The sequence below is a fragment of the Lacticaseibacillus zeae DSM 20178 = KCTC 3804 genome (genome assembly GCF_000260435.1).
GTDB lineage: Bacteria > Bacillota > Bacilli > Lactobacillales > Lactobacillaceae > Lacticaseibacillus > Lacticaseibacillus zeae.
In genome coordinates this window covers 1-22,013 of sequence record NZ_BACQ01000010.1, presented here as the reverse complement: position 1 = coordinate 22,013, position 22,013 = coordinate 1, and the positions used below count along the sequence as shown (strand labels likewise).

Genomic DNA, 22,013 nt, shown 5'->3' with positions numbered 1-22,013 from the left:
AACGTTTATCGGGTTGTTCGTTTCAAAATCGCCTCGGCGTGACCGTCCAGCCCTTCGGTTCGCGCCAACGTGACAATCGCATTGGCTTGCTGCGCTAGCGCTTCGGAACTGTATTGAATAAATTGGGTTCGTTTCACAAAATCATAAACGCCTAAGGGTGAGAAAAATCGCGCCGATCCGGCAGTCGGCAAGACATGGTTCGGGCCGGCTACATAATCGCCTACCGGTTCTGCAGCATTTTCGCCAAGGAATACCGAGCCGGCGTGGTGGATTTGATTTAAGTAGGTTATCGGATCCGGCAATTGGATCTCCAAGTGTTCCGGCGCAATCGTGTTCATGAGGGTAAATGCGGCATCCGTGTCGTTAACAACAGCAATAAAGCCCTGATTCCTGATTGCAGTGCGGGCAATGGCCGCCCGCGGCAACGTTGCTAATTGAACATCGACTTGATCACTGACGGCCTGAGCCAACTTTTCACTAGTTGTAACGAGCATTGCCCGGGCGTTGGGATCATGTTCTGCTTGCGATAATAGGTCGGCGGCTACTCGGACAGGATCGGCCGAATCGTCGGCGATAATTCCGATTTCCGATGGACCGGCAATCATATCAATGGCAACGGCTCCGAAGACCTGTTTCTTGGCCTCTGCAACGTATTGATTCCCCGGGCCCATTATTTTGTCAACGCGCGGGATGGTCTCGGTACCAAAAGCCAAGGCACCGATCGCCTGGGCGCCGCCGACCTGGTATATTTCGTCAATGCCAGCTAATTTGGCAGCGGCCAAAATCACCGGATTAAGCCCCGCTTTTTGCGGTGGTGTCACCATGACGATTTTCTTGACGCCCGCAAGTTTGGCCGGGATCGCCGTCATAAGAATCGTTGACGGATAAGCAGCAGTGCCTCCGGGAACATACAAACCAACCGCATCAAGCGGCGTCACTTTTTGGCCGCGAATGATGCCCGGGGATGGACTATCGATGAAACCGTGGCTGGTTTCTAACTGGTGGTAACTTGTGATGTTGGTCTTGGCCAAGTTAAGTGCTGCTAATAATTCAGGTGATAAGTTTGCTAAGGCAGCATCAATTGTGGCTTGTGGAACGCGCAGGTCGTCGATTGAGACGTGATCAAGCTGCTCGCTGTAGTTGCGTAAAGCAGTGTCTCCTTGTGCTTTCACCGTTGCCAGAATTTCCTGTACGGTTGTTTGAACCACCGTGTTTTGCGTTAGGTTTTGTTCACGGGCGGCGACTTGTTGTTGAAGCTGGGTTAAAGTGCCGGTAAGAATTTTCATGTTAAACCTCCTGGGGACGAACCCGTTTCAGTGCCTGGATAAGTTGATAAATGGCAGTTTTCTTTTGCTTGAGCGCCAGCCGATTCACCACAAGATGGGTGGATACTGGCGTCAGTGTAGCAAAGACTTTTAGATGATTTTCCCGTAAAGTCGTCCCGGTTTCCGTGATGTCGACAATTGCATCAGCCATGCCGGTCAGCGGTGCTAGTTCAACTGAGCCTTCGATTTTAATCATCTCAACTTCTTCACCTTGTGTTTGAAAATAGCGCTGCGCAATGTGCGGATATTTGGTGGCGATTCGTTTGCGACTTGTCTGATGTGGGTCAAAATCAGGGGTCGATGCGAGGATGAAGCGGCAACGGCCGGTTCTAAGATCCAACAGGTCAAATTGCTGGTGGCCTTGTTCCTCGAGAATATCTGAACCGACGATGCCAATATCAACGGTGCCGCGGTTTAGGTAAGTCAAGACATCAGGCGCTTTGACAAGGACAAAGTGAAAATCGGGGTCATCGGTAAAGAGTAAGCGCCTGCTTTTTTCCTGAAGTGCCGTACAGTCAATACCGGCAGCGCTGAGTAGCGGCAGCACCTGTGCAGTTGTCCTGCCTTTTGCCAATGCAATGGTTAGGGTCATAACGTGGCCTCCTTAGGGGAAAGATCAATTAAGTGGGCATGGCGGCTTTGTGCCAATGCTCGGGCTTCAGCAAGCGAATCAACGAGGCAAAGCCGGGCATTGGGCGTTGTGGCGACAACCGCTGCTGCTTCCTGCCACTGGGAAGGTAAGCCATAGACAAAGGTCTGCGGCGATGCGGTCGGTTCCTGAACGGTGTCCGTTAAGGCATCAACATCAAATGCCAATCCGACTGCCGGCAGCAGATCGCGTTGAAAGCTGGCCATGAGCCGGTCGTAGCGCCCGCCGCTAAACAGATATTCGCGCCGATTAGGGACGTAAGCGTGGAAGAAAATGCCGGTATAATACGATTGCGGTGGCTGACTGGTTAAATCCAGTGTGACGTTAAGGTTCGGAAACTGCTCCTTTAAGAAATCGACGGTCGCTTGAAGACGTGCTACCTGATCGCTTACAAATGCCGGTGGCAATAATTGCCTTAATTGTTCGAAAACATTGGCAGCCGGGCCGAATAACCAAGGCCACTGTTTTAAGAATGGGTATAGCGCATTGTCGGCAAGTGGTTCGATCAGTCGTTCGTAGGCACTAAGATTCTTCGTAAAAAAGGCTTTCTGCAGTGCCTGCTTGGTCTCGGGATCCAGCGCTAAAGCCTGCAGAATTTGCGGAACAAAGCGCGCATCGGAAAGCTCCAGCGTTAAATCGGCAACCTGCAAGTCATCACAAATGCGGATGGCTTCGCTTAAACACGCCCATTCGGCTTTCAAAGACGCGTAACCGATCAACTCAATGCCTGCTTGGGTAATTTGATTGTAAGTACCGCTCAGACTTTTTCTAACGCGGAAAATATCACCGACATACCACCAGTGAACCGGCGGCTGAATATTGGTAGTGCTCAATAAGCGCGCCAACGGCAACGTCAAATCCGGTCGCATCACAACTGTCTCCCCTGCGTCATCGAGCATCTGATAAGGTTGTTCACCCGTGACGGTCAGCGGCTGGAAAACATCGCGATATTCCAACAAGGGCGTTTTGACCCGATCGAATCCGGCATCGATCAAATGGCGGCTCATGATTTGAATTAGGTTTTCTTTACGGATAGCGCGCGGCCCGAATTCGTCGCGGGTACCAACAGGTAAATGGCGATTTGACATAACGGTGCTCCTTTCGGTGATGCGGGTTTTTCTGGTGTGAAGTTGTTGGTGGTGGTCTGTTGGCTGGTGATTAGTCTGGCTGAATTTTTGCTTTCTATAGCGCGCCGGCTCACGCTCACACCATAACGCGTTCACCAGCCCAGAAACCTGCGTGTAAGGACCTTGGTCGCAATGGCCTAAACCCGGGCCATCACGCCCAAGGCCGCTTACACTCCGGTTTCTAACCGGGCTGGCTCACGCTCAGCTTTCTATAACGCGCTCCCCGGCGCAGGGGTCTGCGTGTAAGGACCCCAGTCGCAATGGCCTAAGTTCGGGCCATCACGCCTGAGGCCGCTTACACTCCGACCCCTAAGCGCGCCGGCTCGCGCTCAAAAAAAAGCCCCCGAAAACGTTTTTACGTTTTCGAGGGCGATTAGTGATCGCGGTACCACCTCAATTTTGTTTGGATCTCACGACCCAAACCTCACCTACCAGCCGCACGTCGGCTTGCGCGAACTGTGGCTGGTAGCGGTGATAACGCAACGGGTGCGTGACAGCCTACTTGGTTCAGCCATCAAGTTCTTAGATGTGTGTTCGGCTGGTCGATCGCGCCTTCTCAGCAATGGGCGCTCTCTTGGGATCGGTGGTAGCTTACTTGGTCTAATCACAACTTCATGTTTGTTAATGTGACTCTAATCATAACGACCTTTAGAAAAATGTCAACCACTTTTTTAAAATAACTGCATTAGGTTCCGCCGATTGCCAACCGTTTGTTTTTTAATTTAGATGCAAGAACGAGATTGCGATATTCAAAATGATCATTTTGCCAGCGGAGATGTCGTCTTCAGAAAATCGAGCAACAACCCCTGCACTTCTGCATCCTGTTCTGGGGTTCCAAAGCTTTGACGAATCCATCCGGGAACCATACTATCGCGCACCAGATAGCCATGTTGCTTTAAGAAAGCGCCTAATGCTTGTGGTTGCGCCACTTGGTACAGCATAAAGTTGGTCTGGGTGGCGTAATGCCGGATGTGATGGTGATCGAAGAATGCTGTCCATTGCTGGCGCGCCGCAAAAAGTTGGCGTTTAACTTTTTGCGTGAAGGCAACATCTTTCCATGCTGCCAAAGCGGCCGTTTGGCTGAGACCGCTAATGTTATAAGGCAAGCGCACGTTTTGCATTTTTGGGATAAGCGCCTTAGGGACGATGCTAAAGCCGACGCGGAAATTGGCGAGCCCGTAAAGCTTGGAAAAGGTGCGCATTACCAATAAATTGGCGAACTTTGTGATCAGCGACAAGACTGAAGGATTGGGGACCTGATCAACAAAGTCAATATAGGCTTCATCCACCACAACCAGGATTTTCGCCGGTACTTGCGCCATGAATTCAGCAATTTCACTGACCTGCAAGTAGGTTCCGGTGGGATTGTTTGGATTGCATAACCAAATGACTTTGGTTTTTGCCGTGATGCCGGTTAGCAAGGCTTGAAGATCAATGCGTCCTGTGGCATCGTCGACCGGCGCATTGACCGTCACGGCACCGGCAATTGCTGCTTGCAACTGATATTCCGGATAAGTCGGCCATGGTTGGAGGCTCTCGTCGCCAACGTCCAGGAAGGTCCGGCAAATTAAAGCAATCATTTCGTCCAAGCCACTTGAAAAAAGCAGTTGATCAGCAGGCACCTGCAGCCGCTCAGCAACGGCATTTCGCAGCGGCATGGCATCCGGATCAGGGTAACTGCGGGCTTGTGAAAAAGTCCAGTTGGCAATGGCCTCCTGCACTTTAGGAGAAGTGCCGACTGGATTTTCATTAAAAGATAAACGCGTCAGTTTTGCCAAACCTGCCGCCTTGGCGATTCTTTCCGGGGTGCTGTCCGATACGTAATCCGGCAACCCGGCGATACTTTTGCGCAACATCACGCCACCTGCTTTCTTAATTGCTTTAGAGTTTACCCGCATTTGGGTGCAATGTAAATATAAAATGCATAAATATTCATAAATGTAACAGAGCCTAACCTGGCTTTTCTCGCTTGAAAGTTTCAAACGTTATTCAATTGTGCTAAATATAAAAGATGTTGGAGCCTTTTACATCATTTATGCCAGACGAAGTTCGTTGCCAACAGTCTTACGCCATCGACTTTTGCCCGCACAAACAGGCACTAAAAGACGGAATTCAGTCCTTTAGTGCCTGTTTGGTGTCATGGATCAGCGAACTTCAGCTATTGGCAACAAAGGCTAAATAGTAAGTCACTGCCGCAACGGTTTGAGCCGAGTTGATTTTACCTGCTTTGACGCCTTCAACCAGCTCAGAAAACGGCACTAAACGGCTGGTGACGAATTCGTCCTTATCGAAATCTTGCGACGTTTTGGCGGCTAAGTCAATTTTGGCCAGCACAAGATTGACTGTTTCATCGGTCATCCCTTCGCTGGAACGGACCGCGGTCAGCCACTGCAAATCATGGGTCAGATAACCGGTTTCCTCGTGCAGTTCCCTGCTTGCTGCCGTTTGCCAATCCTCACCGGGATCGATTAATCCGGCAGGCAATCCGAAAACTTCGCTGTTCGTTGCTACCCGATATTCCCGATTGACCAACACTCGCCCATCGTTTGTCAGCGCCAACATAGCGACGGCATTGGCATGGCGAATCAAATCGCGTTCAACGGTTAGACCATCAGGCGTTTTGATTTTTTGCGTGACGACATCGAAAATCGGACCATGATAATGCGGCGTTTCACTTAAAATTTTCCCCTTTGCTAAGGGTTGGTCAAAAAACATGCTGAAATCTCCTTTCAATAACGCGCTCCTGCTCACGCTCAAATCAAAAAAGCCGCGCCTGGACGCGACTTTACTTATGCTTTGGTGAAATCCTTCATCCACGCTAATGCAATGGCTTTTTCGCCTAAGTGTGTTCCGACAACCGGGCCGAAATAGGAAAGCTCAAATGGCACAGTTGGGAACTTTTGTTGGAGATCCGTCAACCAACGCTGTGCCTCTTCAGGATCGTTCGCGTGAATCACCACAGCGCGAATCGGATAATCGACTCGTTCAAGTTCTTCCTGGAACAATGTCTCAACCCGTGCGTAAGCTTTTTTGATGGAGCGGATTTTTTCGATAGCGACGATTTTATGGGACTGATCGTCGAAAGTTAATAATGGCTTAATTTTCAGCATACCGCCGATGAAGGCCGAAGCGTTGCTTAGCCGACCGCCCCGGACGAGGTTCTGCAAGTCGTTGACAATGAAGTATTCGCCCATGGTGCTACGCAGATCATCCAGCCGGGCCAAAATGGCTTCCGGATCCTTACCGGCCTCAGCCATTTGCGCTGCGGCCAGAACCAACCAGCCCATTAGGATAACGGTAATTTGGGAATCGTAAACATAAACTTTAGCGCCATGAACTTCATCAACGGCACCTTTTAAGGTATTGACAAAGCCGGAAATCGTGCTGGCAAGATGAATACTAATAATGGTGTCGTAGCCTTCATTGGCAAGATTTTCGTAAAGCTTCAGTATCTCACCCAATGGCGGTTGCGTGGTGCTAGGAAACGTTTTTGCGGTTTTTAGTTTGGCGTAGAATTCTTCTGTGGTAATATCCTTACCTTCGTCATAGACTGCGCCGTCAAGAATGACCGGAATCGGCACCACGGTAATGTGATGTTTGTCGATTTCGGTTTGCGGCAGATAACAGGTACTATCCGTCACGATAGCAGTTTTCATAGAGGCACCTACTTTTTCAAAAATGATTGTCTACATCATACCATAAAATGCCAGGATCAAGCAGAAACACCCGAGAAGCGTGTTATCTAAATTTGACGGACCGTTCTCCAGATACTACCTTTCAACACTAACTATGCTATATTTTGAGCATAGACAATTCTAAGGAGGACCTTGCAATGGTGACTTCAAAGCATACCACATTGGCAGTGGCCAAAATGACCAGTAAGCACCAGATCACCATTCCCAAGGTCGTTCGTGAAAAACTGGGATTGACCGATCATGATAAGCTTGTTTTTCAGCTGACTGATCATGGACAAGTTATGATCGATAAAGAACAAAAGTCGGATCTATGGTCGATCATTCGCGAACAGGATGCGGCCCACGGTAGTATCGACACACCTGAGCCTGATTGGGGGAAAGATGTTGGGGCAGAGTTGATCGATGACTGAAAATAGAAGGTTTCACTAGAGCGCCGTCATTTTCCTCAATCTTGATCCTACTGAAGGCCGCAAATCTCTCGCTCTTCCATAAACGCCTTAAAACCGGTAAAATGATTGGGACAATTGGAAAGCGAGCGGATTAACATGTCTTTTGATGGAATCTTTACTCATGCCATGGCCCAAGAGCTTAACGGAATCTTAAGCGGAGGCCGTGTTGCAAAAATTCAACAGCCTTATGAAAACGAAGTCGTGATTACCATTCGAGCTGGACGTAAAAATCATCCCCTGCTGCTGTCGGCCAATCCGCAGTACGCGCGGGTACAAATTATCCATATTCCTTTTACGAATCCCGATGTTCCCGCTACCTTTACCATGACACTGCGAAAGTATTTTAACGCCGCAACATTAACGGCAGTTCATCAGGTGCAAAACGATCGGGTGCTGCATTTTGAATTCTCGACGCGCGATGAACTTGGTGATGAACTGGGATTGCGGCTAATTATCGAGATGATGGGTCGACACAGTAATATTTTTTTGGTTAGCAAGCGAACCGGGAAAATCATTGATTTGATTCGTCATGTCTCGGCCGACCAGAATCGGTACCGCCCGTTGATGCCGGGTGCGCCGTATGTGGAGCCGCCAAAGCAGGACAAAATCAATCCGTTTGATGATCCTGATCGACTTTATCACGAATTAGAGCGTCAAGTGACGCCAACGCAGAGTCGTGCTTCCTTACTTCAGCAACATTATCAAGGACTAGCCAAGGATTCCGCTGCGGAACTAGCTTTGCGTCTTAATCAAGGCGATAATGGATGGGATGGCTTTTTCAAGGAACTGGCAACGCCGGCGCCAACCATCACAATACAAGGCAAAAAAGCGGTTTTTACTGCCATCCCCTATCAGTCGCTGTCAGGTGATCAGCAGCACTACCCGACCTTGAGCACGATGCTTGATGCTTATTATGAACAAAAAGCCGAGCACGATCGCGTCTTGCAACAAGGCGGCAACTTGATTCATGTGATTAAAAATGTCATCGACAAAGACCGTAAAAAACAGCGTAAATTGAAACGAACGCTGGAGGAAACGGAGAAGGCCGATGATTACCGCATTCGTGGCGAAATTCTGACGACGTATCTGAGTCAGGTGCAACGGGGCATGACCAGCATTGAACTACCGAATTTTTATGCGGATAATCAACCGATTAAGATTACACTCTCGAATCAGCTCACGCCATCCCGTAATGCCCAGAAATATTTTGCCAAATACACGAAGTTACGCAATGCGGTCGCGCATGTGAATCAACAGATGCAGGAAAATCAGGAAGAACTCGATTATCTGGAAGGCATTATGGCCCAAATTAATGTGGCCAGCCCCAAAGATTTAGCCGATATTCGCCTTGAGCTGCAGCAGCAAGGTTATTTACGGAAACAGAAGCAGAAGAAAGGTAACAAACGCCAGAAAGTTTCCAAGCCGGATCAATTTTATGCCAGTGATGGGACTAAAATCTGGGTGGGCAAGAACAATTTACAGAATGATCAACTGACCTTGCATACCGCCAAGAAAACCGATATTTGGCTGCATGTCAAAGATATTCCCGGCTCGCACGTCATTATCGACAGCAGTAAGCCCAGTGAGAAAACACTGCTAGAAGCGGCTAAATTAGCGGCATATTTTTCTAAAGCTCGGGAAAGTGCCAATGTTCCCGTTGATTGGATTGAAGTGAAGAAAATTCGTAAACCCAATGGCGCCAAACCCGGCTTTGTTGTTTACGAAGGGCAAAGAACGGTGAGTGTTACGCCAGATGCTGAATTAGTCGACAAACTGCGCACCCCGCCGACAAAATAGAAAGGGATTTTAAATGACCAACACATCTGCGCAAATTAGTCGTCCGATTCAAAAGCACATTATTGCTAACAAAGTTAAACATGGCTGGAACACGACCGACACCAATTTTGAAATGTTGCTTGCCTACCATGAAATGGCTGAACTAACCACAGCACTGCTTAAGCGCGACCAAGACAACATCGCCGAAGAACTGGCTGACGTCACCATTTATCTGCTAGGCATTGCCGAAATTAAAGGGATTGATCTGGCTGAAGCGGTAAACGCCAAAGTTGCCATCAACGACCATCGTGTTTACGACGCTCAAGGCCATAAGCATCTTGAATGAAGCAGTGTCTAGGTAAGATTGAGACTGCGCGATCATGTTCCACGGCCAATAAAAAATGACCGAACATACCCGTTTTCGATTGGGGATGTTTGGTCATTTTTTGGTTACTATTTTTGGATATTTTTTAGGGTGCGTTTTTACTAACCCAAAAATTTGAAAACGATTCGGCTGTCGAACAATTTTAGCATCTTTTCAAATAACACTTTGCTGAGCAATGCTGCCGCTACTGGAATGACGATCCAGCAGAGTAAGACCAGCGGAATCGCCAACCCCGCATCCATAGCGGCAAGCGGGCCGACCATGCCAACAATCCCGAAGCCGGCCGACTGTGGCGTCCCGCTGATTGACAATAACGCGACCGGAATTGCGGAGATGATCGCCGTGAACAAACATGGCAATAGGATAATCGGATGCTTAAACAGATTGGGCATCATGATTTTCATCCCGCCTAGTGCAATGGCAATCGTGACGCCAGATTTGTTGACCTTCCAGGAATAAACCACCAGTGCCAAGGTTGTAGCGGCAACACCCATCGCCGACGCGCCTGCCGAAACGCCGTGAAGTTGAATCGCCAGCCCGATAGCAACGGTTGAAATTGGACTGACAATTAGAATCGCAAAAGAGCAACAGATCAGAACAGCCATCAGAATCGGTTGCAAGGTGGTGAAGCTATTGATAACATCGCCGATCGCCGTTGTGAAAGCAGCAATGAATGGCAGCAACAGTACCCCAATATAGGCAACACCACATCCGACTAGAATTGGTATGGCAATGACCGCGGTTGAACCAAACCGATCTTTAACCCATAGCAAGACTAGGACGGCGATTGATGCCGTAATCATGGTATTGATCAAATCGCCGGTCCCGGCACCAACATAGGCTTTCGTGGCCGGGTTGAATTTCACGACGCCTGAGCCAACAAACGCTGCCCCTGCCGTTACCATCATCTGCAAAGGCTTCAGTTCAAATTGCAGCGCGATTAAGCCGCCAATAATTAAGGGGGTGGCAATTTGAAAAATGGCTGCGACTTGCGTCAAGGTTACTGCGAATGTGTTCGTTCCAAAATACTTGAGAATACCGGACAAAACCGCATTTGGAATCAATCCAATAATGACCCCCAACGCTGTTCCTGATAAAACCTTATTGATAAAAGCCGCCACCGTCATACTGGCTGCCTGGGCAGTTGTCGCTTGAGGTGTAGATCTCGTCTCTCCTTGCATCGGTGCGTCTGCAAGTGTTTCGGCTGCAGCTGGCATTCCTTTTGTTGTTGAATCTCCGGCCATTGAATTTTCCCCCTTAATAAGAATGTAATGAGAATATTAACAGAAGATGTCCAGATAAGTCTAGCATTAGATTAAAATTAATTAACGGAATTTTTCTGTTATACATCAGTGGACATTGCAATGTTCATAACGGTAAATGCAATCGCGAAATCAACTTCTTTTGCCGCCGATATGTGAACTTTAAAACAAGAAAGTTTCACTTGTTGATGCAATTTTTGAGGGTGTATTTAACCTCTACTAAGTATCTTCAGCTTCGATTGTGATTCAATGATCGTTGTTGACGCTCATCACTCTTAACATGAAACAGTCTCTATGCTCAATCATTTACAATCACGCTAAATAAAGACCCTGTCAGCAGTGTCAATTTTCAACATTGCTGACAGGGTCTTTCCGATTAATTTTGATGAATATGCTCGACGGCCCAGCGATTATTGGAACCGATCGCCCCACTTGGCGGGATCCTCACGCCATTGGTGCAAGGAACTTAGCTGCTGAGTCGTAATGGCGCCTTGGGCTTCAGCTGTTTGAATGAGCGCCGTATAATTCGTCAGCGTGAAGAATGGCAAATCCGCCTTGGCGAAGTTAGCGGTCACTGCTGCCAGCTGGTAACTGAAGATTGCTGCGACACCTAAAACGTTGACGCCGTCTTTTTGTGCTGCGGCCACGGCACTGAGCACGGAACCACCTGTTGATAGCAGGTCATCAATGACGACCAGTTTGGCGTCTTCAGGCAGGTGCCCTTCGATTTGTCTCCCCTGCCCGTGGTCTTTAGGCTTACTCCGAATGTAAACCAGTGGCAAGTTGAGCAGATTGGCGACTAAGGCTGCATGCGGAATGCCGGCGGTGGCCACCCCACCGATGGCCGTCACGTCCGGGTAATGAGCCACGATTTCCTGGGCCAGGCCAGCCGCAATTTTACTGCGGACGTCAGGATAACCGATGGTGAGACGATTATCGGTGTAAATCGGACTTTTTAACCCACTTGCCCAGGTAAACGGTGCTTCGGGACGTAATGTGACGGCTTTGATGCGGAGTAAATCGCTGGCAATTTGATTTTCTAGTTTAGTCATGTGCTGTTTCCCACGCTTTCTTAATCGATTGATAGGCTTCAACTGGATCAGGTGCCTGTGTGATCGGGCGGCCGACAACAATGGCTGAACTGCCTAACCGTTTGGCCCGCCCTGGTGTTACCACCCTTTTTTGGTCGCCGATTGCCGCACCGTGTGGCCGGATGCCCGGTGTGACGACGAGAAACTCGGGTTTAGTCACACTGCGGATCAATGGCGTTTCCAAGGCACTGGCAACAACGCCGTCTGCATCACTGGCCTGCGCGATGGCTGCCAAGTGTTGAACCGCTTGATTAAGTGGCACATCGATGGACAATTGGTTTTCCAACATGGTTTGATCGGTTGAAGTCAGGTGGGTAATGGCAAGCATTTTAGGCGCCGGATGATTCGCGGCTTTGGCACCTGCCAGCAAGCCGCGTTTGGCTGCCAGCATCATTTCCTTACCGCCGGCTGCGTGGACAGTTGTCAGCGCCACACCTAATTTGCCTAATTGCCAAGCGGCTTTTTCAACCGTGTTCGGAATATCATGCAATTTAAGGTCGAGGAAAATATCAACCGGGTGCGCTGCCTGAATGGCGGTGATAATCGCCGGTCCTTCGGCATAGAAAAGCTCCATCCCGATTTTGACGAAAAGTCGTTCATCTTTGGGAAAACGCGCTAAAAAATCAAGCGTGGTCGCCTGATCTTTAAAATCGAGTGCAATGATAGGTGTCATACCGCCTGTCCTTCCTGAATGCGTGCAAATGCTGCGGCAATTTTGGGAATTGCCTTTTCTTCGTAGTAATTGGCCGATCCGATTGCGACTGCCTGGGCACCCGCGGCTAACATCTCGGCAGCATCATGGCCTGAGCTGACCCCGCCCATGCCGATAATCGGAACATGAACAGTGTGGGCAACCTGATAAACCAGATGCAGTGCTATCGGGAAGATTGCCGGCCCGGACACGCCGCCGGTTACATTATCTAAAACTGGTTGGCCAGTGTGAACGTCCAAGCGCATGCCTACCAGCGTGTTAATCAAGGAGATGCCATCTGCACCAGCGGCTTCGACTGCTTTAGCAATTACGGTGATGTCAGTGACATTAGGCGTGAGTTTAACAAAAATCGGGACCGAACTGGCTTCTTTTACAGCGCGTGTGACCGCAGCAGCTACCGCCGGATCCGTACCAAACGCCATGCCGCCTTGTTTCACATTTGGGCAGGAAATGTTAACTTCCAGAGCTTTGACATTTGGGGCCGCGCTCAACTTTTTGGCAACCGCTGCATATTCGGCAACATCAGCACCGGCAATACTTGCGATGATTGGCAAATCAGGATAGTTCTTTGCCAACCAAGGTAACTTTTCGTGTAAAACTACCTCGGATCCCGGATTCTTTAACCCCACGGCATTGAGCGTACTGCTCGGACCATCCGCAAAAATCTCGCCTTTATTGCCAACCCGCGGCAATAAGGTGGTTGATTTGGTCACCAATGCCCCTAGCTGATTTAAGTCATACTGTTTGGCGTATTGTTCGCCAAAACCAAATGTCCCGCTGGCGGGCATGAACGGATTCTTCATCGTAAAGCCGGGTAATTCAATCATGTGACGCTGCCTCCTTTGTTGTAACGGCTGCTGCTGCCAGCAGTTGTCGGCTTTAACTTCTAATTGGTGTCATTGAGAATGCCCGTGATTCCAAGACCTTCAAAATGGCATCTGCAGTATCGAGGCTGGTCATCAATGGTACGCCATGTTCGATAGCAGTTTCCCGAATGCGGAAGCCATCACTTGAGGTCTTCTTGTCGGCGGTCATGGTGTTGATCACCAGCTGAATCTTGCGGTCGGCAATGTCTTCCAAAATAGTTTCTTTGCCGCTATCGAGTTTCTCGATGGTTTCAACCGTAATCCCGGCGTTTTCAAATGCTTTGGCTGTGCCGCTGGTGGCGACCAGTTGGTAACCGACTTCGCGGAATCGTTTAGCCAATTCGGTTGCCTCGGTTTTATCAGCGTCTTTAACCGTGATTAAAGCGCGACCGAATTGCGGCAAATGCATACCGGCTGCTTCGAACGCTTTATACAAAGCTTTGGCTAGAGTTGTATCACTGCCCATGACTTCACCGGTGGACTTCATTTCCGGCCCTAACAGGCTATCGACGTGATTCAACTTGGAGAAGCTGAACACCGGTGCTTTGACGTGGATCCCTGCCTGGTTTGGCAGTAGGCCCGTTTTGAAGCCCTGCTCTTTCAGGCTCAATCCAAGAATTGCCAAGGTTGCGACTTGTGCCAGTTTGACGTTGGTCACTTTACTCAAGAAAGGAACGGTGCGGCTGGCTCGCGGATTGACTTCGATGACATACGCTTTGCCTTGATGAATGATGAATTGGACGTTCATCAAGCCGATGCAATTCAAAGCCCGTGAAAGTTTGATCGTTGCATCGGTAATCTGGTCAATGATGTCCTGACTGAAGGTTTGCGGCGGATAAACGGCCATCGAGTCGCCACTGTGAATGCCGGCGCGTTCGATATGTTCCATGATCCCCGGCAAAACAACCGTTTCACCATCGGAGATACAATCAACTTCACATTCTTTGCCGACCAGATAGTGATCAATCAAAACCGGATGATCGTGGGAAACCGAGACTGCCCGGTCAATGTAACTGGCTAATTCATCGGCATCATGCACGATTTCCATCGCCCGACCGCCTAACACGTAACTTGGCCGAACCAAAACCGGATAGCCGATCTTGTCTGCAACTGCCAGTGCGCCGGCTTTATCGGTTGCGGTACCGCCTTCTGGTTGCGGTAACTTCAATTGTTTGATGACTTGATCAAACAGATCCCGATCTTCCGCCCGGTTAAGATCGTCAACGGAGGTGCCAAGAATTTTAATCCCGCGTTTGGCCAGTGGTTCCGCCAGATTAATCGCTGTTTGGCCGCCAAACTGCACGATCACGCCTTCTGGTTGTTCCAGATCGATGACATTCAGAACGTCTTCAAGGGTTAACGGTTCAAAATACAGCTTATCCGCAATGGAAAAGTCGGTGGAAACCGTCTCTGGGTTGCTGTTCATGATGATCGCTTCATAGCCGGCTTTTTGAATGGCCTTAACACTGTGAACCGTCGCATAGTCGAATTCGACCCCCTGGCCAATCCGAATCGGGCCGGAACCGATGACTAAGACGCTTGGCTTATCGCTTTTGAAGCTTTCTGTGCTGCTTTCATAAGTGCTGTAGTAATACGGGGTATCACTGGCAAATTCACCGGCACAGGTATCGACCATTTTGTAAACCGGTAAAATGTGCTGTTCTTTGCGCATCTGCCTAATCTGATCCGCATGCAAGCCCCAAAGCTGGGCAATTTCTTCATCGGCAAAACCATAACGCTTTGCTTCGGCGAGCAATGGTAAATCGGCCTTGTGCGCAGCTAATGCTCGTTCCAATTCGACGATGTGTTTAATCTTGTCGAGGAAAAACGGGTTCATTTTGGACAATTCAGCAACTTCATCAATGGTATAATCCCGCCGAAATGCTTCAGCCAGATAAAAGAGGCGTTCATCGTTGGCTTGGATGATATGCTTGCTTAATTCATCGTCGCTAAGCTTGGCAAAAGCCGGGCGACGGGGATGAATGAGGCCGACTTCAAGCGAGCGTACCGCTTTTAGCAGACTTTCTTCAAGTGTTCGGCCGATCGCCATGACTTCACCAGTAGCCTTCATCTGTGTGCCAAGGGTGCGATCACCGTTTTCAAATTTATCGAAAGGGAAACGCGGTAATTTGGTAACCACATAATCCAAGGCCGGTTCGAATTCAGCCCAGGTTTTCTTGGTGACCGGATTCTTGATTTCGTCTAGATGCAAGCCGACTGCAATTTTAGCGGCCATTTTGGCGATCGGATAACCGGTGGCCTTGGAAGCTAGCGCGCTGGAGCGGGAAACCCGGGGATTGACTTCAATGACATAGTACTTAAAGCTGTTGCGGTCAAGGGCAAACTGGACATTGCAGCCGCCTTCAATCTTCAACGCACGAATGATCTTCAAAGCTGAGTCACGCAACATCTGGACTTCTTTATCCGTGAGCGTTTGTGTTGGCGCGAAGACCATTGAATCGCCGGTATGCACACCGACTGGATCGAAGTTTTCCATGTTGCAGACCACAATGGCGGAATCGGAGGCATCGCGCATCACTTCGAATTCGATTTCCTTATAGCCGGCGATGGAACGCTCGATCAACACTTGGGTGACCGGGCTCAGGTTCAACCCGTTTTCGGCAATTTCGGCAAGCTCTTTTTCATTATCGGCGATGCCGCCGCCTGTACCGCCCATGGTGAAGGCCGGACGAATGATGACAGGAAAGCCGATTTTGTCGGCAAACTCCTGCGCTTCATCCACGTTGTTGGCGATGGCGGACTCCGGAACCGGCTCGTGGAGTTTTTGCATCAGATTTTTGAACAATTCGCGGTCTTCGGCTTGATCGATCGCGCTGAGCTTGGTTCCCAGCAACTCGATGCCGAGCTCGTCCAGGATGCCCGTGTTGCTTAACTTCATGGCAAGGTTCAGACCGATTTGTCCGCCGATTGTCGGCAAAATGGCGTCTGGCAACTCTTTACGCAGAATCTGACTGACGAATTCGACGGTCGTCAATGGCTCGATATAAACCCGATCCGCGATTTCCGTGTCGGTCATGATGGTGGCCGGATTGGAGTTTACCAAAACAACTTCATAGCCTTCTTCACGTAAGGCAAGGCAAGCCTGAGTCCCTGAGTAATCAAATTCTGCGGCCTGACCGATGATAATCGGACCTGAGCCGATCACTAAGATTTTATGAATATCTTGACGTTTTGGCATGATTATCCTTTCTGCGTACGATCTGAAAATGCATCCATCATTTCCATAAATTCATCAAAAAGATGGTCGGCGTCATGTGGACCCGGAGCAGCATCCGGATGGAACTGAACCGTGAAGGCCGGGTACAACCGGTGGCGCAAGCCTTCTACCGTACCATCATTGATTTCAACATGGGTCACTAACAAGGTGTCCGGATCAATGCTGTCCGGATCAACGGCATAACCGTGGTTTTGGCTGGTAAAATCGATGCGCCCAGTCGCAATCTCGCGGACCGGATGGTTAAAGCCGCGATGACCGTATTTCATCTTAAAAGTGTCGGCGCCATTGGCCAGGGCAAACAACTGGTGGCCAAGGCAAATGCCGAATAACGGAATTTTACCTTCGATGCCGCGAATCATATCCAGCGCTTCCGGAACATCTTTTGGATCACCGGGGCCATTGGTCAGCATCACGCCATCCGGTGCCAATTCAAGAATGGTGGCAGCTGTTGTCGTCGCTGGCAACACGGTTACGTTGCATTGACGCTTGGCTAATTCCCGTAAAATGCTGTGTTTGAGGCCAAAATCAATGACCACGACGTTTCGGCCGGTGCCAGGTGCCGGATAGGCTTGCTGCGTTGAAACCTGTTGCACCTGATTCTTCGGAAGCACCAAGGCTTTGAGTTGATCGAAAGCATGTTCATCGGCTGCATCCACAATGCTGGCCTTCATGGCGCCAACTTCCCGGATTTTCTTGGTCAAAGCACGGGTGTCAACACCGCTGATGCCCGGAATATGTTTGCGTTTAAGAAATTCATCGAGTGTCATCTGACTGCGCCAGTTGCCTGTGACCCGCGCTACCTCCCGCACCACGATGCCTTTGGCGGTGGGATCAATGCTTTCATAATCATCGCGGTTGATCCCCACATTGCCGATTAACGGCTGCGTGAAAGTAATAATCTGGCCGTTGTAACTTTGGTCGGTAATCGTTTCCTGATAACCGCTCATACCGGTATTAAACACAATTTCGCCGGTTGTGACGGTTTCCGCACCAAAGCCGACGCCAGGAAAAACGCTGCCGTCTTCAAGAATTAAATAGCGCTTCATGCTTGTCCTCCCTTTTGATAGGCGATTTGCCCGCGACTGATCGTATACAGCGTCTGCCCCTGAACCTTTTCGCCGATAAACGGTGAATTCTTGCCTTTGGAGAACCAGTCGGCAGGATCAATGGTGTAGGTGGTATCCAGATCGAGAATCGTCAGATCAGCCGGACCACCTACCGAGATATGGCCGCCTGGTAGGCCAAACTTCTTTGCTGGAACCGTGCTCATTTTGGCAATCAGTTGCTTAAGCGTGAACATTTTTGATTTGACCAGTTTGGTGTAAAGCAGTGGAAAGGCGGTTTCGGAACCGACGATGCCGAATGCTGCGGTTTTAAAGGAACCGGATTTTTCTTCGGCTGTATGCGGCGCGTGATCGGTGGCGATCATGTCCAGTGTGCCGTCTTGCAAGCCTTCAAGTAAGGCCAGATGATCGGCGCGGGAACGCAATGGCGGGTTCATCTTGAACATTGGGTTATCGCCTGGGATATTATTTTCATCAAGTAGTAAGTGATGTGGCGAAACTTCAGCGGTGACGTGGATGCCGCGTTTTTTGGCTTCGCGGATCAAGGCCACGCTTTGACGGGTTGAAACATGGCAGGCGTGGTAATGAACACCGGTGGCTTCTGCCAAGTCCAGATCGCGTGCCAGCTGACTGCTTTCAGTCTGATTGATGATACCAGGTAAGTTCAACTTCTCGGCAACCGGACCGGCATTGATAACGCCGCCGTGCATGAGACTGGCATCTTCGATATGGGCGACAATCGGTGCTTTCAGTTTAGCGGCCTGTTTCATGGCTTGATACATGGTATCGGCATCTTGAACGCCAACGCCGTCGTTGGAGAAGCCCAATGCCCCTGCTGCTAATAAAGCTGGCATGTCAACAATCTGATCGGAATGCAAATCATGTGTAATCGGAGCAAACTGCCGGACGGTAATTTTGGCATCGCTATGGTTTTTCGCCAATACCGGTGTCAAGGTGGCGACTGTGTCAGGAACAGGTTTTAGATTGCTCATCGCAACAACCGTCGTAAACCCGCCATGTGCGGCTGCTTGAGCCCCGGTTTTAATTGTTTCTTTAGCAGTAAAGCCGGGTTCGCGAAAATGAACATGGACGTCAATCAGTCCCGGAACGACTGTTGCACCGGTGGCATCAATGACGGTTTCTTCACTGCGGGCAGCAAGTTGCTGGCCGATCGCCGTAATTTTGTCGTCGGTGATCTGAATATCTGCCGTGTATTCGGTATCGCTGATGATATGGGCATTTTTGATGAGCATAAGTAAAGTTACTCCTCTCCGAAGTGACGGGCGTTGATGACCGCTTCAAGCATCGCCATCCGCATGAAGACGCCATTTTGCATTTGGGTGAAGATCCGTGAGCGCGGACCGTCAACCAAGTCGCTGGCTAATTCAACGTCGCGGTTGACTGGTGCCGGGTGCATGAAAATGGCATTGGGTTTCATCGTTTTGGCTAGAGCATCCGTGATGCCGTATTTCGCATGATAGCTTTCTTTGGAAAATGCTTCGCGGTTGTCAGCATTAAACCGCTCAAGCTGAACCCGTAGCAACATCAGAACGTCGACTTGTTTGACTAGGTCTGGCACGCTGATGAAGTCGCCGTATCGATCAAAGCTAGGATCATACCACTGTTGTGGGCCGGCAAAATGTAACGTCGCCCCAAGTTTGTGAAGCATCTGCATGTCACTGCGCGCAACCCGACTGTGGCTAAGATCACCGACAATCCCGATATTCAGTCCATCAAAATGCCCAAATTCCTCGTGAATGGTCATTAAATCCAGCATCATTTGGGATGGGTGCTGACCGGCACCATCGCCAGCATTAACAATAGCGGTTGTCGGCCAGGCGCCCATGAGTTCTTTGTAATAGCCGTCTTTAGAATGACGCATGACAGCGATGTTGACGCCGATGGCTCCGATCGTTTTGATTGTATCTTCCAGAGTTTCACCTTTAGAAACCGAGCTATGGGCCGGATCAAAAGGAATAACGGTCATTCCCAGTTTGCGTTCGGCCATTTCAAAGCTGGTGTGCGTGCGGGTGCTATTTTCAAAGAATAAATTGGCGGCATAGATCGGTTCCGGAAAATGAACCGTTTGGCCGGCTTTGAAATCTTCTGCGCGGTTAATCAGTGCCAAAGCGCTTTTTTCGTCAACTTGTTCAGCGGAAACAAAATCTTTAAATGGTGTATCAGTGAGATTAGATAAGGTCATTTTTTTCTGCCCCTTCTTCGTTAGCGGCATGTTCTGGTAAAACAAAGTTCAGGAAGATTCCGATCACGGTTGCCAGTGCAAGGCCAGAGAATTGATACCCGGCGAATTGCAGACTGGCATTGCCGATACCGATCACGAGAATGGTCGAGGCAATCATCAGGTTGCGTTTTTTGTCGAAGTCGACTTTGTTGTCAATTAAAACCCGTAAGCCATTGGAAGCGATGACGCCGAACAGCAGGAAGCTGATGCCGCCAATGACTGGACTTGGAATACTGCGAATCAAGGCACTCAACTTACCAATGAAGGCGAACAGAATGGCAAACATGCCAGCGCCGCCTAACACATAGACACTGTGAACTTTGGTCATGGCGAGCACGCCGATGTTTTCACCATAACTGGTCACCGGTGGGCCGCCGACGAAACCGGCGATAATGGAAGCCGTGCCATCCCCTGCCAAAGTATGATTCAGGCCCGGATCCTTAAAGAAGTCGCGTTTTGTCAATTTATTAAGGACCATGATGTGGCCCATGTGTTCGGTCATGGTGACAAAAGCAATGGGTGCCATCGAGAGAATCGCACCCCAGTAAAGTTGCGGTTTGTAGCTGATGAATGGCAGCTCGAACTTCGGCAGGTCAAACCAGGCTGCTTGCTGAACGGAAGTCAGGTCCACGATGCCAAACAACAGTGCTACCACATAGCCAGTGACAATCCCCAGCAGAATCGGTAACAAGCTAATGAATTTTTTGAGATACATGTTGTAAATGATGACCGAGGCCAACGTGATCATGGCAACGGCGAAGTAGCGCAGGTCGTACACGCTTTTGGTCGCGGAAATCGTTCGCATGGTAGCGTCAGTCGCGGCAGTACCAGCCAATGACAACCCGATAACCATGACAATCGGCCCAACGACAATTGGCGGTAAGGCACGATCAATCCAAGCCGACCCGCTGCGGGCCACAATCAAGGCTACGATCAGGTAAACAACCCCGACAGCAACAGTGCCTTGTGCGATCGCGGGATAACCGGCGCCTTTCATTAACGCTTGCATGATGGTAATAAAGGAAAAACTTGATCCCATGTACGCCGGAATTTTGCCACGGGTGATCAAAATGTAAACTAAAGTGCCGACCCCGCTGGAGAATAAGGCAATACTCGGATCCAAACCGACCAAAATCGGTACCAGCACGGTTGACCCAAACATGGCGAAAAGATGCTGGATGGATAAGCCCACCCATTGACCGAACTTCGGCTTATCGCCGATGTCCAGCACCGCTTCATCGTTGTGAAAAGCCATTGACTAGTCCCCCATCTTCTCGATGCTGATGCCGTCTTTGCCGTCAAGTTCCGCAACCTGTACCTGAATCTGTTCGTCAAGGGAGGTTGGAATATTCTTGCCGACGAAATCCGGACGAATCGGTAACTCGCGATGGCCGCGATCAACTAGAACAGCCAGACTGATCTTGCGAGGGCGACCTTCGTCCATCAAGGCATCCAGCGCCGCGCGGATGGTGCGGCCAGTGAAAATAACATCATCTACCAGGATAACGTGCTTGCCAGTGATATTAACCGGCAGCTGTGCACCTTCGACATCTGGTTGATGTTCGTGATCGATTTTATGAACATCATCGCGATAAAAGCGAATGTCCAGTTCGCCGACCGGTACCTGCAGGCCTTCGAGTTGTTCAAGTCGCTTGGCAATGCGGTGGGCCAGATAAATCCCCCGTGTTTTAATGCCAACAAGAACGAGATCGTTCAAGCCTTTGTTTTGTTCGATGATTTCATAACTGATTCGAGTCAATGCGCGTTTCATCGTTACCTCGTCGACTACCTGTTTGGACTGTGTCATGATGTGCCATCCTTTCTTGTATGTATGCTGGTTGGTGTGGGATTTGCGTGGGGCTGTTCTATTGGAGGCGATTAGGAGCTTGGGCTTTCGCGTCCTATAACGCGCTCACAGTCGCAGAAATCTCCGTGTAAGGACCTTGGCCGCAATGGCCAAAATCGGGCCATCACGCCCAAGGCCACTTACACTCCGATTTCTAAGCGCTCCTGTTCGCGCTCAAACAAAAAGCGCCTCCCATCCAATTTGGATAGAAGGCGACCGTAGCCTGAATAATCCGCCGCAACGGAAAGGGACCTTCTAAGCCTCACTGGACTTAGTTAAAGGTGCT

The 22,013-nt window shown here is 49.7% G+C and carries 19 protein-coding genes and 1 other annotated feature; of the genes, 3 read left to right on the top strand and 16 right to left on the bottom strand.

The genetic code is table 11. The features are described from left to right. Window positions 1-5 precede the first annotated feature (5 nt). From hisD to GSO_RS01850, 6 genes are all read right to left on the bottom strand, one after another. Window positions 6-1,286, bottom strand: coding sequence for a histidinol dehydrogenase (hisD, locus tag GSO_RS01875; RefSeq protein ID WP_010488320.1), 1,281 nt, complete (start codon window positions 1,284-1,286; stop codon window positions 6-8). 1 nt (window position 1,287) lies between these two features. After that, window positions 1,288-1,917: an ATP phosphoribosyltransferase gene (gene hisG / locus GSO_RS01870; protein WP_010488319.1), complete on the bottom strand. Its 630-nt coding sequence runs from the start codon at window positions 1,915-1,917 to the stop codon at window positions 1,288-1,290. Next, on the bottom strand, window positions 1,914-3,062 hold the full coding sequence (locus tag GSO_RS01865; protein ID WP_010488318.1) for an ATP phosphoribosyltransferase regulatory subunit: 1,149 nt from the start codon (window positions 3,060-3,062) through the stop codon (window positions 1,914-1,916). Before GSO_RS01865 ends, hisG begins: the two co-directional genes overlap by 4 nt. Before the next feature lie 401 nt (window positions 3,063-3,463). Further along, window positions 3,464-3,718 (bottom strand) — a binding site (T-box leader). A 141-nt stretch (window positions 3,719-3,859) separates the two neighbouring features. Further along, window positions 3,860-4,957 (bottom strand): histidinol-phosphate transaminase, encoded by a 1,098-nt coding sequence (gene hisC, locus GSO_RS01860; RefSeq protein WP_010488316.1) that lies wholly within the window; start codon window positions 4,955-4,957, stop codon window positions 3,860-3,862. A 298-nt stretch (window positions 4,958-5,255) separates the two neighbouring features. Further along, on the bottom strand, window positions 5,256-5,816 hold the full coding sequence (locus GSO_RS01855) for an NUDIX hydrolase (protein ID WP_010488313.1): 561 nt from the start codon (window positions 5,814-5,816) through the stop codon (window positions 5,256-5,258). A 74-nt stretch (window positions 5,817-5,890) separates the two neighbouring features. Beyond that, complete coding sequence (locus tag GSO_RS01850; protein WP_010488307.1) at window positions 5,891-6,757, bottom strand: DegV family protein; 867 nt, start codon at window positions 6,755-6,757, stop codon at window positions 5,891-5,893. 176 nt (window positions 6,758-6,933) lie between these two features. Here GSO_RS01850 and GSO_RS01845 point away from each other — a divergent pair, with 176 nt between their 5' ends. The 3 genes from GSO_RS01845 (at window position 6,934) to GSO_RS01835 (ending at window position 9,367) form a co-directional block, all read left to right on the top strand. Beyond that, entirely contained in the window at window positions 6,934-7,206 is a 273-nt protein-coding gene (locus GSO_RS01845) for an AbrB/MazE/SpoVT family DNA-binding domain-containing protein (RefSeq protein ID WP_010488305.1), read from the top strand. Window positions 7,207-7,341: 135 nt separating this feature from the next. Continuing rightward, a complete protein-coding gene (locus tag GSO_RS01840; RefSeq protein WP_010488303.1) occupies window positions 7,342-9,042 on the top strand; it encodes an NFACT RNA binding domain-containing protein in 1,701 nt (566 codons plus the stop codon). A 13-nt stretch (window positions 9,043-9,055) separates the two neighbouring features. After that, window positions 9,056-9,367, top strand: a complete 312-nt coding sequence (locus GSO_RS01835) for a MazG-like family protein (RefSeq protein ID WP_010488301.1) — start codon at window positions 9,056-9,058, stop codon at window positions 9,365-9,367. Between the two features lie 140 nt (window positions 9,368-9,507). Here GSO_RS01835 and GSO_RS01830 read toward each other — a convergent pair whose 3' ends face one another. The 10 genes from GSO_RS01830 to pyrR all read right to left on the bottom strand — a co-directional run bounded on the left by GSO_RS01830 (window position 9,508) and on the right by pyrR (window position 21,688). Then, a complete protein-coding gene (locus tag GSO_RS01830) occupies window positions 9,508-10,587 on the bottom strand; it encodes a PTS sugar transporter subunit IIC (RefSeq protein WP_044112458.1) in 1,080 nt (359 codons plus the stop codon). Between the two features lie 491 nt (window positions 10,588-11,078). Next, window positions 11,079-11,720, bottom strand: coding sequence for an orotate phosphoribosyltransferase (pyrE, locus tag GSO_RS01825; protein WP_010488298.1), 642 nt, complete (start codon window positions 11,718-11,720; stop codon window positions 11,079-11,081). Beyond that, the gene (gene pyrF / locus GSO_RS01820; RefSeq protein WP_010488296.1) at window positions 11,713-12,432 is read right to left on the bottom strand and encodes an orotidine-5'-phosphate decarboxylase; all 720 of its coding nucleotides are present in this window, start codon (window positions 12,430-12,432) and stop codon (window positions 11,713-11,715) included. Before pyrF ends, pyrE begins: the two co-directional genes overlap by 8 nt. Next, entirely contained in the window at window positions 12,429-13,298 is an 870-nt protein-coding gene (locus GSO_RS01815) for a dihydroorotate dehydrogenase (protein WP_010488295.1), read from the bottom strand. Before GSO_RS01815 ends, pyrF begins: the two co-directional genes overlap by 4 nt. Window positions 13,299-13,350: 52 nt before the next feature. Next, window positions 13,351-16,536, bottom strand: a complete 3,186-nt coding sequence (gene carB / locus GSO_RS01810; RefSeq protein ID WP_010488294.1) for a carbamoyl-phosphate synthase large subunit — start codon at window positions 16,534-16,536, stop codon at window positions 13,351-13,353. A gap of 2 nt (window positions 16,537-16,538) precedes the next feature. Then, window positions 16,539-17,621 carry a carbamoyl phosphate synthase small subunit gene (locus GSO_RS01805; protein WP_010488293.1) on the bottom strand — a complete coding sequence of 361 codons (1,083 nt, stop codon included), beginning with the start codon at window positions 17,619-17,621 and terminating at the stop codon, window positions 16,539-16,541. Beyond that, entirely contained in the window at window positions 17,618-18,892 is a 1,275-nt protein-coding gene (gene pyrC, locus GSO_RS01800) for a dihydroorotase (protein WP_010488291.1), read from the bottom strand. Before pyrC ends, GSO_RS01805 begins: the two co-directional genes overlap by 4 nt. An 8-nt stretch (window positions 18,893-18,900) precedes the next feature. After that, complete coding sequence (locus GSO_RS01795; protein WP_010488289.1) at window positions 18,901-19,842, bottom strand: aspartate carbamoyltransferase catalytic subunit; 942 nt, start codon at window positions 19,840-19,842, stop codon at window positions 18,901-18,903. Continuing rightward, complete coding sequence (locus GSO_RS01790; RefSeq protein ID WP_010488287.1) at window positions 19,829-21,136, bottom strand: uracil-xanthine permease family protein; 1,308 nt, start codon at window positions 21,134-21,136, stop codon at window positions 19,829-19,831. The genes GSO_RS01795 and GSO_RS01790 overlap by 14 nt, the downstream gene beginning before the upstream one ends. Before the next feature lie 3 nt (window positions 21,137-21,139). Then, window positions 21,140-21,688: a bifunctional pyr operon transcriptional regulator/uracil phosphoribosyltransferase PyrR gene (gene pyrR, locus GSO_RS01785; protein WP_010488286.1), complete on the bottom strand. Its 549-nt coding sequence runs from the start codon at window positions 21,686-21,688 to the stop codon at window positions 21,140-21,142. Window positions 21,689-22,013 lie beyond the last annotated feature (325 nt).

What these genes read in the sequence shown, in the direction of transcription:
- GSO_RS01830 (WP_044112458.1), bottom strand. Translation starts at nt 10,587, where the DNA reads ATGCAAGGAGAGACGAGATCTACACCTCAAGCGACAACTGCCCAGGCA.
- pyrC (WP_010488291.1), bottom strand. Translation starts at nt 18,892, where the DNA reads ATGCTCATCAAAAATGCCCATATCATCAGCGATACCGAATACACGGCA.
- pyrF (WP_010488296.1), bottom strand. Translation starts at nt 12,432, where the DNA reads ATGACACCTATCATTGCACTCGATTTTAAAGATCAGGCGACCACGCTT.
- GSO_RS01790 (WP_010488287.1), bottom strand. Translation starts at nt 21,136, where the DNA reads ATGGCTTTTCACAACGATGAAGCGGTGCTGGACATCGGCGATAAGCCG.
- hisD (WP_010488320.1), bottom strand. Translation starts at nt 1,286, where the DNA reads ATGAAAATTCTTACCGGCACTTTAACCCAGCTTCAACAACAAGTCGCC.
- GSO_RS01840 (WP_010488303.1), top strand. Translation starts at nt 7,342, where the DNA reads ATGTCTTTTGATGGAATCTTTACTCATGCCATGGCCCAAGAGCTTAAC.
- hisG (WP_010488319.1), bottom strand. Translation starts at nt 1,917, where the DNA reads ATGACCCTAACCATTGCATTGGCAAAAGGCAGGACAACTGCACAGGTG.
- GSO_RS01850 (WP_010488307.1), bottom strand. Translation starts at nt 6,757, where the DNA reads ATGAAAACTGCTATCGTGACGGATAGTACCTGTTATCTGCCGCAAACC.
- hisC (WP_010488316.1), bottom strand. Translation starts at nt 4,957, where the DNA reads ATGTTGCGCAAAAGTATCGCCGGGTTGCCGGATTACGTATCGGACAGC.
- GSO_RS01835 (WP_010488301.1), top strand. Translation starts at nt 9,056, where the DNA reads ATGACCAACACATCTGCGCAAATTAGTCGTCCGATTCAAAAGCACATT.
- GSO_RS01845 (WP_010488305.1), top strand. Translation starts at nt 6,934, where the DNA reads ATGGTGACTTCAAAGCATACCACATTGGCAGTGGCCAAAATGACCAGT.
- pyrR (WP_010488286.1), bottom strand. Translation starts at nt 21,688, where the DNA reads ATGACACAGTCCAAACAGGTAGTCGACGAGGTAACGATGAAACGCGCA.
- GSO_RS01795 (WP_010488289.1), bottom strand. Translation starts at nt 19,842, where the DNA reads ATGACCTTATCTAATCTCACTGATACACCATTTAAAGATTTTGTTTCC.
- GSO_RS01815 (WP_010488295.1), bottom strand. Translation starts at nt 13,298, where the DNA reads ATGATTGAATTACCCGGCTTTACGATGAAGAATCCGTTCATGCCCGCC.
- GSO_RS01805 (WP_010488293.1), bottom strand. Translation starts at nt 17,621, where the DNA reads ATGAAGCGCTATTTAATTCTTGAAGACGGCAGCGTTTTTCCTGGCGTC.
- pyrE (WP_010488298.1), bottom strand. Translation starts at nt 11,720, where the DNA reads ATGACTAAACTAGAAAATCAAATTGCCAGCGATTTACTCCGCATCAAA.
- carB (WP_010488294.1), bottom strand. Translation starts at nt 16,536, where the DNA reads ATGCCAAAACGTCAAGATATTCATAAAATCTTAGTGATCGGCTCAGGT.
- GSO_RS01865 (WP_010488318.1), bottom strand. Translation starts at nt 3,062, where the DNA reads ATGTCAAATCGCCATTTACCTGTTGGTACCCGCGACGAATTCGGGCCG.
- GSO_RS01855 (WP_010488313.1), bottom strand. Translation starts at nt 5,816, where the DNA reads ATGTTTTTTGACCAACCCTTAGCAAAGGGGAAAATTTTAAGTGAAACG.